The sequence below is a fragment of the Pantoea ananatis LMG 2665 genome, from assembly GCF_000710035.2.
GTDB classification, from domain to species: domain Bacteria; phylum Pseudomonadota; class Gammaproteobacteria; order Enterobacterales; family Enterobacteriaceae; genus Pantoea; species Pantoea ananatis.
The window spans coordinates 1121819-1137831 of sequence record NZ_JMJJ01000005.1 but is presented as its reverse complement, the minus strand read 5'-3'; the positions used below and the strand labels follow the sequence as shown (position 1 = coordinate 1137831).

Sequence of the window (16013 nt, the reverse complement as noted above, 5' to 3'; positions counted from 1 at the left end):
AGGAGATGACCAAAATGAAAATAGCCATAGCGGGCCTGTTACTGATATCCGGCTCTGCCATTAGCGCGGTGGGCAGTTGCGATGTCATTGGAGGTGGGGCGCAGTATCAGGATCGTCTTACGCCGGATAACGTCGCCCACTATGTTACTGTCCGCACTTTCGATGCGTTGAAACAGGCTGTCGACAGCAATCATCCCTTCATCTATGTTCCGGGTGATGTCACCATCACGGTGCCGAATCAGCCACAGGCATTGCGCATTAAAGCCGGGCAGACGCTTTTTAGCAATCGTGGTGAAAAAGGCAGTCGGGGCGCTTTATTACAAACGCCATGGCTCAATGACGGACTTAATCAATATCCTGTGTATGTTGTTGAGGCTAAAGCAAGGATAACCGGGCTGCGTATTGAAGGCCCCTCTGGACAACCGGACACGCCGAATAAAACGATTGGCATCCAGTTTTTACCTGGCACCGATCATATTGATATCGACAACAATGAGATTTATCACTGGCCGTGGGCCGGGATTAGCGTAAAAACGTCCGTCGACAATAAAATTCATCACAACGTTATCCACGATAATATCCGTACCCAACTGGGCTACGGTGTGGTGGTACAAAATGGCCATGCTCAGGCCGATATCTACTGCAATACCTTTAACGCTAATCGTCATGCTATTGCCGGAAAAGGCGATGACGGTGAGGGCTATCACGCTTATAACAACCTTGTGCTCAATGGCGGAGCACGGGGCGCTTACCATCAGTTTGATATGCACAAGGGCGCGCAGGGCCACGGCGGGAAAAACATCATCATAAACAATAATCTGTTTGATTATGGCCGCTACGGGACGTCAAACCGAGGCAGTGTTTATATTCGAGGTGTACCGACCGACGGGCCGGTTAGCGTTAACGACAATCTGTTTACCCAGCCCTGGACAGTAGGCTTGCAAACCGCAGTGGGTGGTGTGCCTGGCTCAATCCCGCCGGTTGAGGAGATTAAACGCCACAATCGTTTCAGTGTGGCGGCACATTATAGCAAAGATGCGGCCGGATTTTGTGTTGTCTCCGTGGCAGAGCACAGGATGCCGGTGAACTGTGAGTCGGTTGCTTCTGTGCTTGAGAAATAAGCAATGGCGAGACAGCACAGAAAACCGGTCATCGGTTGCTGCGGGCCACCTTGTGATGTGGCAGATGGAAACGTACTGAACGACTGAACCTCACCACCGGCGTTTCAGGTTCCTCCCCATGATATCCTGCGGAGGAACCTGTCCAGGATCAGTCATAACAGGTTTTGGGGGCACCGCGCACGGCCATTCATTGTGCTTCAGCCTCGGACGTTTCCGGCACAACGGCGGGTTTTTTTTTGCCTAATAAGGCCAGCGCGTGTTGCTCTCCCCACTGCTTTAACAGCCCAAGCAAGGGCGCAAGCGAAGCGCCTTCTTCGGTCATGCTGTACTCCACCTTCGGCGGAACTTCAGCATACACTTCGCGATGAATTAACCCGACGTTTTCCAGTTCCCGAAGTTGCCGCGTGAGTACCCGCGGCGTGATATCACCCAGCCGTCTTCTTAGCGCATTAAACCGCAGCGTTTCGTTTTGCAGGTGGTAAAGAATCATCCCTTTACCCTTGCCGCCAATCAGTTCCAGCGTGGCTTCAACCGGGCAGGCCACCGCATCGTAATTTTCATATCTTGGGTTTTTTACAGTATCCAAAATGTACCTATATCACCTAAATGACCGTATTTAATAAAATGCACATATGGTCTATGTTTAGCAACTGCTGATTAAGACATCCCTCTTTTAACGGAGAAAAGCATGAAAGCACTTACCCTTAAAGCACCAGGCGGACTCAACAATATCCATGTGTCGGACATCGCCGATCCGGGCCAACCGGGCAAAGGTGAGATTCGGGTCGCTATCAAAGCCGGCTCCCTGAATTTTCACGATCTGATTGTGGCGACCGGACAGTTTCCAACCGAAGACGGCCGCATCCTGCTGTCTGATGGCGCAGGCGTGGTAGAAGCCGTCGGCGAAGGCGTTAAGGATTTCCGCGTGGGCGACAGCGTTGTGTCAACCTTCTTCCCCGTCTGGCTGTCTGGCAAACCTTCCGCAGAAGTGGGGGGCTTTGCCCATACGCCGGGCGACGGCATTGATGGCATGGCCAGTGAGTATGTCGTGCGTTCGGAGAATGCCTTTACCCATGCACCGAAAGGCTGGACGCACACCGAGTCGGCCACGATCACCACATCTGGCCTGACAGCCTGGCGCGCCCTGATCACTGAAGGCAAACTGCAGGCCAACGACACGGTGCTGGTGCAGGGCACGGGCGGCGTGTCCATTGCCGCCCTACAGATCGCCAAAGCGATGGGTGCCAGGGTGATCGCCACCTCCTCATCAGATGAAAAGCTTAAGCACGTTAAAGCGCTGGGGGCCGATGAAACCATCAACTACCGCACCACTCCGAACTGGGGCGATAGCGTCCTCGCACTGACCAACGGCGTGGGCGTGGATCATGTTGTTGAGGTGGGCGGCCCGGCGACGCTGGGCGAGTCACTGAAAGCGGTCAAAATCGGTGGGCACATCACCCAAATCGGTATCATTTCCGGCGATGAAGCAACGCTGTCCATTCTGTCTGTTCTGGCGAAGCAGGTCACCATTAAAGGCGTGATCGTTGCCAGTCGTCAGGACCAGATTGACTACGTGAAGGCGCTGGAAAGCATGAACCAGAAGCCGGTTATTGACCGGACGTTTAAATATGACGATATTGCCGAGGCCTTCGCCTGGCAGCAGAGCGGCTCGCATCTGGGCAAAATCTGTGTTGAGTGGTGACAGATAGATAAAGTGGGCATGTAAGCCTTGTCATAAGAGGCGAAAACCTGCTTGTCGTCGGTCAAAAAAGGGTGCATACGCTATGCGCCCTTTTCAACAAAACCCCAGCACAGCACGGGTAAGTGAGCGGTGTTATCATCCAACGGCTCGAACCTTGTCTGACTTGCAGGCTCTGCCCCTCTTCATCATCCTTTAGTCATTATCATGAATATAATACGCGGCATCAGCAGGCTGAAAATCGGTCATTTCGCCTGTGGCGATGCCCGTGGCTAATGCCTGCTTGTTGTCCAGCAGCTTATGGTTATCTTCACTGTAGGTGATCTTTTCAATCTGCTCGTCAGTGAGGTGGGTGCAGGACTGATAAATCGTTTTTATCACGTTCCGGTATCTGCTGGTAAATTCGGTTTTCTCGTCCAGCATATTTTCACTGACATTGCTACGCGGCGCGTTTCCAACGGTTGGCGCATGCAATAAGAAAATGCTGTCACCCATAACCTGCCTCTTTTGTGCGCCGCAGTAGATCATCGTGGCCGAGGACTCGACGGAGGAGGCGTTCACGGTCGTAACGGGAATGGGGGAGTTTTTAACGACCTGATAACCAATTTTTCCGGCATCAATGTCACCACCGGGGCTGCTGATATAGAGCAGCACCTGCGTGGCTGATTTATAATTCTGGCCGATCTCGTCGAGCACGGATGATAGCGACATCACTTTATTGAGCGTAACCGCGCCGGTAAAAAACACCTTTACGGATTTAACCGTATTTGGCGGGCGTTTGACGTCAACGACTCTGTTGATAGCAGCCAAAGAGGGTGCACTGATCGTAATAAACAGGGCCGCTATCAAAGCGTTATATTTCATTGTTGAATCATCACTCCGTTTTTTTCATTTCTTATCAGCCACAGGGATTTTATGCAATGCCGATTGGTTATTTGCAGGGCTTTGTTACCCTTTAATATATTTCACATTATTATTTATCAGGCATTTTTAATCGTTAGGGTGCGAATTTTTTTTCCTCGCGATAGTAATAGCGTGAATCTCGGAATGCCTGATGCTTAACACTGTTTTGGATATCGCGAAACCTGTTATCAGTGAACACCTGCGCCTCTGAACGGAGTGCTGTCACCTGAAAGCAAATGGCGGCGCATGGAGGATAATCCAGCTGTCGGGTGATTACCGGATGACCGTGAATGCGTTGACCAGGCACGTTCGACGCGTGCACTGAAGGCGCTCTCAACACAAAACGCTGTCAGTGTCGGTCAGGTCATCGATTCGCGCCTTATCCTGGGTGTATTTTCGCCTGTCTGCGCTCGCGTGCAGTGAAAACATGAAGAGACCTTCGCGCGACATAACGTTTTTAGTGGCGGTGTATTGAGGCGCAAAATGAAACTGATAAGATGCCTTTTTTAAATTGTTACTGCTGCGGCAGGCAAAACCTGATTTCCTGGCCTGTGCCGGAAGTCGGGTTTTTTTGTTTCTGGGGTTCTGATGAAAATCGCCAAAATACTTAATAACAATGTGGTGGTTGTTCTGGATGAGCACGGACGTGAGCAGGTTGTTATGGGCCGGGGGCTGGCCTTTCAGAAACGGGTCGGTGAAGAACTGGATAAACAGCGCGTCGAAAAGGTGTTTGCGTTGCAAAACGATGAGCTGGTTCACCGCCTGGGGGAACTGCTCAACCAGATCCCGCTGGAGGTCATGACGACCTGCGATCGCATTATCGAACGGGCAACAGAATGTCTGGGAAAATTGCAGGAAAGTTTGTACATCACCCTGACCGATCACTGCTACTTTGCGATTGAGCGGCAGAAGAAAGGGCTGGCGATAAAAAATGTGCTGCTGTGGGATATCAAACGTCTTTATCCCAAAGAGTTTGCGCTAGGGCAGGAGGCCAGGCAAATCATTGCCCGTCGTCTTCAAACCGAGTTGGACGAGGACGAGGCGGGTTTTATCGCGTTGCACCTGGTCACGGCGCAACTTAACAGTGAAATGCCTGAAGTGATGCACGTCACCCGGGTTATGCAGGAAATCCTGCAGTTGGTGAAATATCAACTGAGGCTGGAGTATCAGGAGGAATCGCTCAGCTATCAGCGTTTTGTTACGCATCTGAAGTTTTTTGCGCAGCGCATGTTAACGCGCACCGTGGTGGAAGATGATGATGTTTCACTGCATTCAGCCGTAAAAGACAACTATGCGAAAGCCTGGAAATGCGCTGAAAAGGTTTCACAGTATCTACAGCAAAACTATCAGCGTGAGCTGACAACAGAAGAGATTGTGTTTCTTGCCATTCATATCGAACGGGTAAGAAAAGAGGCGCATTAAGCCTGATTAACACAGGATTGTAACTGCATTGCGCAGGCAAAACCTGAGCGCGGCCCATGACACACAAGGGGGCCGTTCTCAGGTTTTTTTATTTTTAACGGATGCCAGCGGCATCGCTCTGAGGACATCAACATGAAATATCAACCGTTGGCCAGGGATATTCTCAGCCACGTCGGCGGCAAAGAGAACATCGTCAGTCTGGTGCATTGTGCCACGCGTCTTCGCTTCCGGGGCAGGCACCCTGGCACGCAGTCGCAAGAAAAGCTTCTTCTGGTATCAGGACGTGATCGCATCCAAAGGCGCATCGTTAACAGCCCGTCCTTAACAGCATAACGTCCCTCAGGCGGCTTGAGGCTGCGCGATTCTGTTGCCTCAGCTTGCCTGCCATTTTGCGGCTGGCCTCTGTCTCGTCGGCAGCCGACGCTGCCACATCATCCATCAGGCGACTCTGCCTAACGCCAGCCTTGCCGGTCTCTGCTGATATTTTGACTGTCGCATTTCCCCAACATCGCTCCCGTTTAAAAGCGTAAAAACTCCTCCAGCGTCACATATCGCCGCTTATGCTGATACCTTTTTGTGACAAATAACACAACCTCATAACATTTACCTGCGGCGGAAAAAGTTTGACTAGATAATGAGTGTACTTTGTACACCACGGTTTTACAGAGTAAAACAAGAGATATATCCAGGCGTAAAACCATGACAATTCTGCGAGGAACACCATGTCTGACAAGATGCCGAATGGCGCATTAACCTCCGATATCGAACAGCAGACCGTAAAACGCGTGATAAGACGGATTCTCCCCTTCCTGATCGTCTGCTATCTGATCGCTATCATTGACCGCGGCAACATCGGAATGGCGGCGTTGCAAATGAACGAGGATCTCGGCCTGTCCAAAGCGGTATTTGGTCTGGCAAGCAGTCTATTTTTCGTCGGCTATTTTCTGTTCGAAGTGCCCAGCAACTTAGCGATGCAAAAGATTGGCGCAAAGATTTGGATATCTCGCATTATGGTGACGTGGGGCATCGTGTCCGTCTGCACCGCCTTTGTTTCAAGCGCTGAAATGCTCTATTTCCTGCGCTTCTTGCTGGGTGCTGCCGAGGCGGGGTTTTTTCCCGGCGTTATCCTGTATTTGACCTACTGGATCCCCGGTAAGTACCGCGCCCGCGTCATCGCGACGTTTATGGTGGCCATTCCGGCGGCAAACTTCATTGGTTCACCGATCTCGGGCGCAATACTCTCGCTGGATGGCTGGTTCGGGTTACGCGGCTGGCACTGGCTGTTTATTTTAGAAGGCATTCCAGCCGTGCTTTTAGGCGTCGCCGCCTTTTTCCTGTTAAGCAATCGCCCTGAAAATGCGACCTGGTTAACCGAAGATCAGCGCAACTGGCTCAGCACCACGCTGGCTGAAGAGAACGCAAAACGTAAAGTGATTGGGCATATTTCGTTGTGGCAGCTCCTGCGTCACAAACATATCTGGGTGATGGCGCTGATTTACGCAGGGGCTTCGGCTGCCGGTTCTACATTGAGCGTCTGGTCGCCGCAGTTGCTTAAGTCGTTTGGACTCGACAACTTCACCACCGGGCTGGTCAACGCGATTCCTTATGGCCTGGCGTCGGTGTTGATGATTGTCTGGGGACGTAGCTCTGACCGCACGGGCGAACGCCGCTGGCATACCGCGTTAACGCTTTTCCTGATCGCGGGTGGGCTGCTCTCTGCCTTCCTTACGCAGTCGCTGGCGGGAAGCGTGGTGATTCTGTCGCTGGTTCTGATTGGTGCTTATTCCATGAAAGGCCCGTTCTGGGCGCTGGCGTCCGGCTGGATGTCTTCTACCACCGCAGCGGCGGGCTTAGCGGCTATCGGCGCAATGGCGAATCTGATTGGTGGTGGTCTGATGGTCAACGTCTACGGCATTATCAATGAGCAAACCGGCAGCCATGCGCTGGCGATGGTGCCACTGGCGGTACTCTGCGCGGCGGGCGGTATCGCGGTGCTGATCATGGGCCGCAAAAGCGCCGCAAAAATCGAGGTTGATCAGAGCCTATCACCGGCAAGCAAATAGTGGGTTCAACCTGAAAAACCAGTAAAGCGCCTGCGGGCGCTTTTTTTGTAGCCGATGAAATGGCGGAATAAGGCTTAACAGGAAAAGGTAAAGGCGCCGGAGCGCCTCAGGGGAGGGGATGACTATGCTTTGCGGTAAGGATCTTTGATTAACGCTACGGTAAACGCGCCAATCAGCAACACGGCGGAAACTGCCAGCAGCGCCCACATAAAACCCCCGCTTGTCTGACGCACATAGCCAATAAGCGAAGGCCCGACAAATCCCCCCAGATTGCCGACAGAAACAATCATGGCTAATCCGCCTGCGGCCGCGCTTCCTGTGAGAAAACCCGAAGGCAGTGCCCAGAATGACGCCTGAAAAGCCAGAATGCCGCTGACGGTAAAACAGAGCGCAAGCATCTTCACCACCGGCTCATTCACGACGGCGCTGCAGGCCAGCGCGATGGCGGCGATAACCAGCGCAGCGCTGATCCAGCGAATGCGGTGGCCGGAGGCATTGGCCCGCTGCGCCCAGAACAGCATGCTGAAGGCACCACAAATATAAGGTAGCGCGGTCAGAAAACCCGTGGCGGTATGGCTCACGCCAATCTGCTTGATGATCTGCGGCATCCACAGGCCCACGCCGATAGAACCGACAATGCCGCAAAAATTAATGAAAGCCAGCAGGTAAAGCAGGGGATTGCGCAGCGCGTCACGCAGGCTGGCACCGTGCGCCCTTTCAATTTGCTGCTGCTCGTTTGCCAGTCGTCGGCTCAGCAACGTTTTTTCCGCCTCGCTCAGCCAGTTGGCCTTTGCCGGGCGATCGTTGAGGAAGAACAGGCACAGGACGCCGAGGATAACGGCCGGAAACCCTTCCAGCAGCAGCAACCATTGCCAGTTACGAATGTGCTCATGCCCGGTGATTTGCATCAACATGCCGGATAAGGGCGCGCCGATGATATTGGCCACGGGGATGCCGACTAAAAATGCCGCCGTGATTTTTGCGCGCCAGCTTCCGGGAAACCAGTAGGTGAAGAACAGATAAATACCCGGTGTAAAGCCTGCTTCAGCCACGCCCAGGCAAAAACGGGCAAAGGCAAAGCTGACCGGCCCGGTAACGAAGGCGGTCGCCATGGAGATGATGCCCCATGAGATCATGATGCGGGCGATCCAGATACGAGCCCCCACTTTTTGCATAATCAGGTTACTGGGCACCTCAAACAGAAAATAGCCGATGAAAAACATCCCGGCACCAAACCCGAACTGCTCAGCCGTAATGCCCAGATCGGCGTTCATGCCCAGTGCGGCGAAGCTGACATTGGTGCGATCCAGATAACTGACCACGTAGCAGATGAAAATAAAAGGCAGGATACGGCGGAACGCTTTAGCCGCCGCCCGTTCGCTTTGTTCAAAATCAGTTTGATTCATGTCTTCATGGGATGCAGACACGGCTGCTGGCTCAACAGGTGAGCCAGTGCTTACAGAATGCAGATTCATGGTTGCCTCCGCTGCGTTCAGAAAACGCAGTGTTGTTCTCAGAGAAAATCGGTGGACAGGAAGGGCAGTGGATGGCCTGGTGTTTTCATTGAACAGGTAAGAATGCTGCCGCTGACCGATTCGGTAATAAACAGCTGCTGTAAATTTTCGCCACCAAAACAGAGATTGGTGGTGGAGCGTCCGGCGGGACTGGTGAGAATTTCTGCGGGCTCAGCCAGATCGTTCAGCAGCCAGACGCGGCCCAGGCCAGGGTTGGCAATCAGCAGCTCGCCGTGCGCGTTCATGGCTAATCCATCGGGACCGCTGGGACCGTGCGAGGTAAAATACTGACCGACCTTGCTGACTGAACCATCGCGCTGAAGCGGCACGCGCCAGATCGCATTGCCGCGCGTCATTGCGACATACAGCACTTTTTCGTCTGGCGACAGCACCAGCCCGTTTGGGCTTGGGCAGTTATCCAGCAGGATATCCAGCCTTCCGTCCTCGCTGAGCCGATAAACCCGTCCTGTGGGATCGTGCAGCCCGGTTTGCCCCTGATCGGTGAAATAGAGGTTCCCCCGGCTGTCGGGCGTTAAATCGTTCACGCCGCGAAAACTCTCGCTGTTACGGCGCGACAGCCACGGTGTGATTTTTTGCGTTTTGAGACAGAGCTTCATTAACCCGTGACGATAATCCGTAATCAGAAGCGTCTCCGGACCGACAAGTTTCATGCCGTTGGGTTCGCCATCGTATTGCACGATGATGTCCCAGTTGCCTGCCATATCAACGCGGAATATCCGGCCATAGGGAATGTCGGTCAGGTAAAGACAGCCCGAGGGATGCCAGACCGGCCCTTCAAGAAAAGAGTCGGTAAGCTGGCCGCCGCGATTCGCGGTGGCCCAGGCATTGTGACGGTCAGGTGCGCGGAAGCGGTCGGGCAACCGGGTAAAAACCGATGTCTGCCTGACCTCCGGTGTGGTCAGGCACATCATACGGTGGCTTCCTTTTGCGCTAATACTTTAAGCAGATTGGTTACGGAGGCCGTGCCCATTTTCACGTAAGAATTATCACTCACACCGCCGATATGCGGCGTAATGATGACGTTTTCCACCTTCTGCCAGATGTGCGGCGCAGTCAGCGGCTCAACGGTAAAGCTGTCCAGCGCCGCGCCGCTGAGTCTGCCGCTGTTAAGGGCACGAATCAGGGCATCATCATCAATCAGTCCACCGCGCGCGGTATTCACCAGCACGGCGCCGGGTTTGAACTGTGCCAGGGCCTGGTCATTGATCATCTTGCTGTTTTGCGCGGTCAGCGGACAGTGCAGTGACACAATATCTGCGCGCGCATACAGCGTGGCTAAATCGTCCACCTGCTCACAGCCTGCGGGCAGCGTTTTCGCCCAGGGATCGTAAGCTATCACCTGCATGCCAAACACCCGACCAATGTCCGCCACCCGGCCGCCTATCGCCCCCAGCCCAACCAGCCCAAGCGTCCGGCCTTCAAGTTCAAGCGACTTGTGGGTGGATTTATCCCAGTAGCCGTCACGCATCCGGCGATCCAGCGGGATCAGGGATTTGGTGCAGGCCAGAATCATGGCCCAGGTATGTTCTGCCACCGCTGCCGCATTGGCACCGGGCGCAGACTGGACGCTGATGTTTCGTTCGGCCGCCGCCGTTTGATCGATAACGTCAATGCCGCTGCCATGCTTGGAGATCACGCGCAGGGCAGGCGCTGCATCCATGATGCGGGCGTTAATTTTTCCATAGCGCACCACAATCCCGACCGGATTGTGCTGCTCACAAAGCGCAACAAGATCGTCTTCTGACGGCTTAGTGCCCGCAAAGACCACCTCATAATCCTCCAGCATCGCGAGCGCGGCGGGAGCGATGTCTGCGCCGGTAATGATGACTGTGTCCTTTTTACGCATCACAGTTCCTCCCCTTCCGCTAACATGCCCGCTGCACGCAGGGCACCGTTCAACCAGCCCGGCCTTTTGTCACCGGCTTTGATCGCCGCAATACGGCGGGTTTCCATATCCAGTTTTTTCGCCGCGAGCTCCAATACCACTTCTACTTCATCGCGTGGCACCACCACCACGCCATCGATATCACCCACCACCAGATCGCCCGCGTTAATCGTGGCGCCGGCAACAGAAACCGGGTAATTCACGCGACCGGGAATGAACTTCGTCGGGCCACAGGGATTGAGCCCGGCCGAGAAAACGGGATAGGTATGCGTGCTCAGTGCGTCCGCATCCCTGACCGCACCATCGATGATAATCCCGGCAATGCCGGATGCTTCGGCCTGGGTTGCCATGATCTCGCCTAACAGCGCGCAGCTGATATCGCCCTTGCCATCCACGACGATGACATCGCCGGGTTTGGCCACCGCCAGCGCAGCATGGATCGCCAGGTTATCACCCGGGCGCACTTCCACTGTCACCGCCGGCCCGGCCACTTTCATATGTGTGCCCAGTGGTTTGATACGGCCATGCAGCGTGCCGCGTCTGCCCGCGACATCCGCAATAATCGCGGCCTGAAATTCAGCGGCACGTCTGACATAATCACTGCTGACTCGCGTAACGTCTCGGTTGATCATCGGTTTTTCGTTCGCGGACATGGGTCACCTCACAGGTTGCGTGTTTTACAGGGTAAAACTGTGTTGTACATAATGAAATAACTATATCGGTGACACTGACCACGGCGCCAGTGTTGCGAGCTTGTTTGTGATGTAAACAAGATGTGACTCACAGTTTCGGGTACACTCGGTGCCAGCAAAAATCAGGAGAAGCGAAATGGGAAACGAAGGCGTTAATGCGGTAGAGAAGGCGCTGGCCTTGCTGGATTGTTTTAAGCCAGGCGAAGAAAGCCTGTCCCTGACGACGCTGTCGCAGCTTTCGGGCTACCACAAAACCACCGTTTATCGACTGATGAATTCGCTGGAACGCATGAGTTACGTGGTCAGAAGGGATAACGGCATTTACACCCTGGGGCCAAGGCTGCTTTATCTGGGCAAGCTCTATGAACAGTCGTTTCATCTGGCCAGCGTGGTTCAGCCCGAACTGCAAACGCTGGCCTCAGCCACAAAGGAAAGTGCCAGCTGGTATGTGATTGATAGCGGCCAGCGTCTTTGTGTCTTTCGTGCCGAATCCTCAGATGGCTTACGGCATACGCGACTGCCGGGCTCGCTGTATCCGCTGGACAACTCCGCCATTGGTCAGGTGCTGCGTCACTGGGGGATGGGCGAAACCTTGTTTGATGACGCAGCGGATTTACCGCTCTATACCTCGGGTGCGCGCGATCCCCATACTGCCGCCTTTGCCATCCCGGTGTTTGGCGAAGGGGATAAGTTAGCCGCAGCCCTGGCGTTAACCGGCCCATCGTCACGGTTAACGCTGGATCGCAAAGAGGCGGGATTGGGGGAACTGATGCGAGAGTCCGCAGCCAGACTTTCCGCTCAACTCGGCGCGAGAAAAGCGTTCTGTGATGTTGTTTACGCACACAACGCGTAAAAAACCTGTTGCTGAACGCGTGCATAAATACAGCCACAGGCTCTATATGCGCGCGTTGGCCCGCAGGTTGACTGAAAGCGCCGATGGCATAACCATCGGCGTTTTGCCCGGGGCGCAAGGTTAACGGTAGTAGACCGCAATGTGCTGTCCCGCCACGGTTTCAACCACGACAGGTATTTCAAAAAGGCGCTCAATAAGATCGGGTTTCATCATATCAGCCGGCGAGCCGCAGAAAAAAACCGCACCGTTCTTCATAGCGATAATATGGTCTGAATACGTCGAGGCGAAGTTAATATCATGGATAACCAGGATGATGGATTTTCCCAGCTCGTCAGCGGCGCGCCGTAGCTGCTTCATCATGGTCACGCTGTGTTTCATATCCAGATTATTCAGCGGCTCATCCAGCAGCACGTATTTTGTATTTTGACACAGCACCATCGCGACAAAAGCGCGCTGTCGCTGGCCTCCCGAGAGTTCATCAAGATAACGTTCAGCAAGCGGGAGCAAATCCAGAAAATACAGTGCCTGATGGATATGATGCTTATCGTTTTCCGTGATGCGCCCTTTGGAATAGGGATAGCGACCGAAACTCACCAGATCGTACACCGAGAGCCGGCTGGTGACCTGATTTTCCTGCCGCAGTACCGACATAATTCGCGCCAGCTTCTCGCTGTGCGCTTCATTGACGATGAGCGAATCGATTCTGACCTCACCGCTGTCGGGCTTCAACAGTCGGCTAATCACCGACAGCAAGGTTGATTTGCCTGCCCCATTGGGCCCGATGATTGAGGTAATGCCCGATGAGGGCAGGGTTTCGTTGATGTTTTTAAGGACAGATAACGGGCCGTATGCCTTATTCACATTCACAACTTCAATCACGTCGCCACCTTTTTCAGAATCAGGTAAATAAACAGTCCACCGCCTAAAAATTCAATAATGACGGACAGCGTTCCCGCCATGTTAAACACCTGCTCCAGGATTAACTGTCCGCCCGTCAGCATGATGATGCCAATCAGCACCGTACCCGGTAGCAGGTAGCGATGACGCCACGATCCCACCACGGGCCAGGCAAGGTTGACCACCAATAGCCCCAGAAATGTCATCGGCCCGACCAGCGCAGTTGAAATTGCCACCAGGAGCGAAACCAACAGCAACAGGCCGGTGACATAACGCTGAAAAGGGACACCAAGCGCTGTCGCGCTATTGCGCCCTAACGCAATAACGTCCAGGCGGTGCCGTATGCGCCAGACGATAATCGTGATTGCAGCAATCAGCACGGCCGAAAGGGCCAGCACTGCCGGGTCAGCATGGGTAAAGGTGGCAAACATCCGGCTTTGCAGCACGGCGAATTCGCCAGGGGAGAGTAAACGCTGCATCAGACCCGAAAGGCTGCGAAAGAGGGTGCCAAACACCAGGCCCGTTAACAGTACCCGGTGAAGATCCAGCCCACTGCGGTTAAATAGCCAGCGATAGAGCAGCGTGGCAAAGATCATCAACAGTGCCGTTTCGCCAAGAAACGGCACTATACTTCCCACCTGGCTCAGTTGCGAAAGCTGAACAAAAAACACCAGCAGGGTTTGGATAAACACAAAAAGCGACTCAAGGCCCATGACCGAGGGCGACAAAATGCGATTTTGCGTGATGGTTTGAAAAAGCAACGTACTGATGCCGGATGCAAAGGCGACCAGCACGATGGTGAATAAAATCTGCCCCCGATGTTTTAATACGTAGCTGATGTTTCCCTGCAGATGCAAGGTCATAAAGACAAGGGAAACAATGACCGCAAGCAGGGCTAACAGGCTGATTCGCCAGACGGGCGAGGAGACGTTTTTCAGGGAGCGGGACAGCGGTGACAGATCAGTTGCCATAGCGCCTTCCTTTGATAATCAGCACCAGAAAAACCGCCGCGCCCAGTACGCCGAGTAAAGCACTGACCGGGACTTCAAAGGGATAAATAATCAGCCGCCCCAGGATATCGCAGCTCAAAACCAGTATGGCACCTGTCATCGCGACCCAGGGCACGGTGCGGCGCAGGTTATCGCCGAAAATCATGCTGACAATATTCGGCACAACCAACCCCAGGAAAGGCAGGACACCGACGACAACGATCACCACGCCGCTGACAATGGCGATCATCGCCATCCCCGTTAACTGGATCTGGCGATAGTTCAGCCCGACGTTAACCGAGAAGTCCTGGCCCAGACCGGCCACCGTGAAGCGATCGGCAATCAAGGCCGCCAGCAGGGTAATCAGTCCGACAATCCAGATCAGCTCATAGCGGCCCTGCATTACACTGGAAAAGTCACCGGATTCCCAACTGCCCAGCGACTGCAGGATATCAAACTGCATACCCAAAAATGTCGTTACCGAGCTGAAAACTGCGCCCAGCATGATGCCAGCCAGCGGCACAATAAACGCGCTTTTCTGCCGGATGCGCTGAATGAGCAGCATAAACAGCACCGTACCGGCCAGCGCAAACAGGGAAGCGATGCACATTTTGACGATAACGGACGCCGCCGGATACCAGACCATCACCAGCAGAAGCCCCAGGCTTGCGGACTGGGTTGTACCCACCACAGAGGGCTCAACAAAGCGGTTCTGCGTCAGCATCTGCATGATCTGGCCCGCCACGCTCATCGCGCTACCGGCAAGCACCAGCGCGACGGTACGTGGAAAGCGGCTGACAAACAGAATTTCCCGCATCTCGGCATCATGCCACAGGTCGATTAATGACACACGGCTCACGCCCGTGACTAAGCTCAGCATAACCAGCACAGACAGCAGCCCCAGGCCGATGAGATAAGCCCCGTATTTCATTCAGGCTGCTCTCTGGCAGCGAGCAGTTGCTGTTTGATCTGGCTCATCATGAGGCTGTAGCTCTGGATCCCGCCGGCAATATACAGCGAGGCGGAATCCAGCCAGATAATCTGCTGCTTTTTCCATGCGGTGGTGCGGCGCACCAGCGGATTATCCAGAACCTGACGGGCCGAGAGGCCTTCTTTACTGCCGATGGCGCTGTCACGGTCCAGAACGAACAGCCAGTCGGGATTCGCCTGCATGATCAACTCGGGCGAAATAGCATTGCCATGTTTGCTGGCATTGGGCAGAGAGAGTGCAGGCTTGAACTGCAGCACATCAAAAATAAAACCAAAGCGGGAGTGCGGCGTATAGGCGCTGAGTTTGCCGCCGTTAACCATTAACATCATGGCACTTCCCGACCGGGCGGCGAGGGGGCGAAGGTCTGCAATCTGCGCGTTAAATGCGGTTAAAACGGCTGTTGCCTGCGCCTGTTTGCCAAAGATTTCCCCCAGTTGCGTCGTGCGCTGCGTCAGGCTTTGCATGAAATCATGCGGGTCAATATCCAGAGAAACGGTGGGCGCGATACCGCTGAGTTTGTTGTAGGCCGCCAGGGCTCTGCCACCGGCAAAGATCGCCTCCGGTGCGGCGGCGCTTAAGGCTTCATAGGCAGGCTCAAACAGCGTTCCGGCATTGAAATAGCCCTGACCATTATATTTAGCCAGATGCGCCGGATAGGTGAAACCGGCTTGCGGGACGCCCGCCGGTGTAATGCCTAATGCATCGGCAATATCCAGCGTGGACGGATTGAGGATCACCACGCGTTGAGGATGCTGCGGCAACGTCGTGGTTCCCTGCAGATGCGCGACCCTGACCGTTGGTGCTTCACCAGCAGATGCCGGAGGCAAAACCGTCAGTACCCAGGCCAGGGGCAATAAAATCGACAGAAACGGGAAACGCATGTGTTCTCCTTGCGCGTGGTTAGTGTCCGTATAAGGTCATGGGTTTTGGGTTATATGCAGTTCTGAATACCAGCTCTACGCG

General features: G+C 54.1%; 15 protein-coding genes and 1 pseudogene. 6 read left to right on the top strand and 10 right to left on the bottom strand.

All coding sequences use genetic code 11. From position 1 onward, the window contains the following. Window positions 1–14: 14 nt before the first annotated feature. Complete coding sequence (locus EL29_RS13225) at window positions 15–1121, top strand: right-handed parallel beta-helix repeat-containing protein (RefSeq protein ID WP_235193319.1); 1107 nt, start codon at window positions 15–17, stop codon at window positions 1119–1121. Window positions 1122–1308: 187 nt separating this feature from the next. Here EL29_RS13225 and EL29_RS13220 read toward each other — a convergent pair whose 3' ends face one another. Next, window positions 1309–1707: a winged helix-turn-helix transcriptional regulator gene (locus tag EL29_RS13220; protein ID WP_028715546.1), complete on the bottom strand. Its 399-nt coding sequence runs from the start codon at window positions 1705–1707 to the stop codon at window positions 1309–1311. 102 nt (window positions 1708–1809) lie between these two features. Here EL29_RS13220 and EL29_RS13215 point away from each other — a divergent pair, with 102 nt between their 5' ends. Continuing rightward, window positions 1810–2823: a zinc-dependent alcohol dehydrogenase family protein gene (locus tag EL29_RS13215; protein ID WP_028715545.1), complete on the top strand. Its 1014-nt coding sequence runs from the start codon at window positions 1810–1812 to the stop codon at window positions 2821–2823. Window positions 2824–3015: 192 nt separating this feature from the next. Here EL29_RS13215 and EL29_RS13210 read toward each other — a convergent pair whose 3' ends face one another. Then, window positions 3016–3684 carry an ATP-dependent Clp protease proteolytic subunit gene (locus EL29_RS13210; protein ID WP_028715544.1) on the bottom strand — a complete coding sequence of 223 codons (669 nt, stop codon included), beginning with the start codon at window positions 3682–3684 and terminating at the stop codon, window positions 3016–3018. Between the two features lie 627 nt (window positions 3685–4311). Here EL29_RS13210 and licT point away from each other — a divergent pair. The 3 genes and pseudogenes from licT (at window position 4312) to EL29_RS13195 (ending at window position 7208) form a co-directional block, all read left to right on the top strand. Further along, a complete protein-coding gene (gene licT / locus EL29_RS13205) occupies window positions 4312–5145 on the top strand; it encodes a BglG family transcription antiterminator LicT (protein ID WP_028715543.1) in 834 nt (277 codons plus the stop codon). A gap of 132 nt (window positions 5146–5277) precedes the next feature. Further along, a pseudogene (locus EL29_RS13200) lies at window positions 5278–5376 on the top strand (PTS transporter subunit EIIB); the annotation flags it as partial. Window positions 5377–5867: 491 nt separating this feature from the next. After that, entirely contained in the window at window positions 5868–7208 is a 1341-nt protein-coding gene (locus EL29_RS13195; protein ID WP_013026827.1) for an MFS transporter, read from the top strand. Window positions 7209–7330: 122 nt separating this feature from the next. On the opposite strand, the gene EL29_RS13190 is transcribed toward EL29_RS13195, so the two are convergent. The 4 genes from EL29_RS13190 to EL29_RS13175 are packed head-to-tail and all read right to left on the bottom strand — an operon-like array spanning window position 7331 to window position 11281. Then, a complete protein-coding gene (locus EL29_RS13190; RefSeq protein ID WP_022623545.1) occupies window positions 7331–8683 on the bottom strand; it encodes an MFS transporter in 1353 nt (450 codons plus the stop codon). A 38-nt stretch (window positions 8684–8721) separates the two neighbouring features. Then, entirely contained in the window at window positions 8722–9654 is a 933-nt protein-coding gene (locus tag EL29_RS13185) for an SMP-30/gluconolactonase/LRE family protein (RefSeq protein ID WP_028715542.1), read from the bottom strand. After that, complete coding sequence (locus tag EL29_RS13180) at window positions 9651–10589, bottom strand: hydroxyacid dehydrogenase (protein WP_015699684.1); 939 nt, start codon at window positions 10587–10589, stop codon at window positions 9651–9653. Before EL29_RS13180 ends, EL29_RS13185 begins: the two co-directional genes overlap by 4 nt. Then, the gene (locus EL29_RS13175; protein ID WP_014605231.1) at window positions 10589–11281 is read right to left on the bottom strand and encodes an RraA family protein; all 693 of its coding nucleotides are present in this window, start codon (window positions 11279–11281) and stop codon (window positions 10589–10591) included. The genes EL29_RS13180 and EL29_RS13175 overlap by 1 nt, the downstream gene beginning before the upstream one ends. Before the next feature lie 175 nt (window positions 11282–11456). On the opposite strand from EL29_RS13175, the gene EL29_RS13170 reads away from it, so the two are divergent. Next, window positions 11457–12173: an IclR family transcriptional regulator gene (locus EL29_RS13170; RefSeq protein WP_014605232.1), complete on the top strand. Its 717-nt coding sequence runs from the start codon at window positions 11457–11459 to the stop codon at window positions 12171–12173. Window positions 12174–12293: 120 nt separating this feature from the next. On the opposite strand, the gene EL29_RS13165 is transcribed toward EL29_RS13170, so the two are convergent. Genes EL29_RS13165 through EL29_RS13150 form a run of 4 tightly spaced genes read right to left on the bottom strand, consistent with a single transcriptional unit; the run spans window position 12294 to window position 15931 of the window. Continuing rightward, the gene (locus EL29_RS13165) at window positions 12294–13052 is read right to left on the bottom strand and encodes an iron ABC transporter ATP-binding protein (RefSeq protein ID WP_014605233.1); all 759 of its coding nucleotides are present in this window, start codon (window positions 13050–13052) and stop codon (window positions 12294–12296) included. After that, the gene (locus EL29_RS13160; RefSeq protein ID WP_033766103.1) at window positions 13049–14041 is read right to left on the bottom strand and encodes an iron chelate uptake ABC transporter family permease subunit; all 993 of its coding nucleotides are present in this window, start codon (window positions 14039–14041) and stop codon (window positions 13049–13051) included. The genes EL29_RS13165 and EL29_RS13160 overlap by 4 nt, the downstream gene beginning before the upstream one ends. Then, a complete protein-coding gene (locus EL29_RS13155) occupies window positions 14031–14990 on the bottom strand; it encodes an ABC transporter permease (RefSeq protein WP_028715540.1) in 960 nt (319 codons plus the stop codon). Before EL29_RS13155 ends, EL29_RS13160 begins: the two co-directional genes overlap by 11 nt. Next, entirely contained in the window at window positions 14987–15931 is a 945-nt protein-coding gene (locus EL29_RS13150) for a siderophore ABC transporter substrate-binding protein (protein WP_014594364.1), read from the bottom strand. Before EL29_RS13150 ends, EL29_RS13155 begins: the two co-directional genes overlap by 4 nt. Between the last annotated feature and the right edge of the window lie 82 nt (window positions 15932–16013).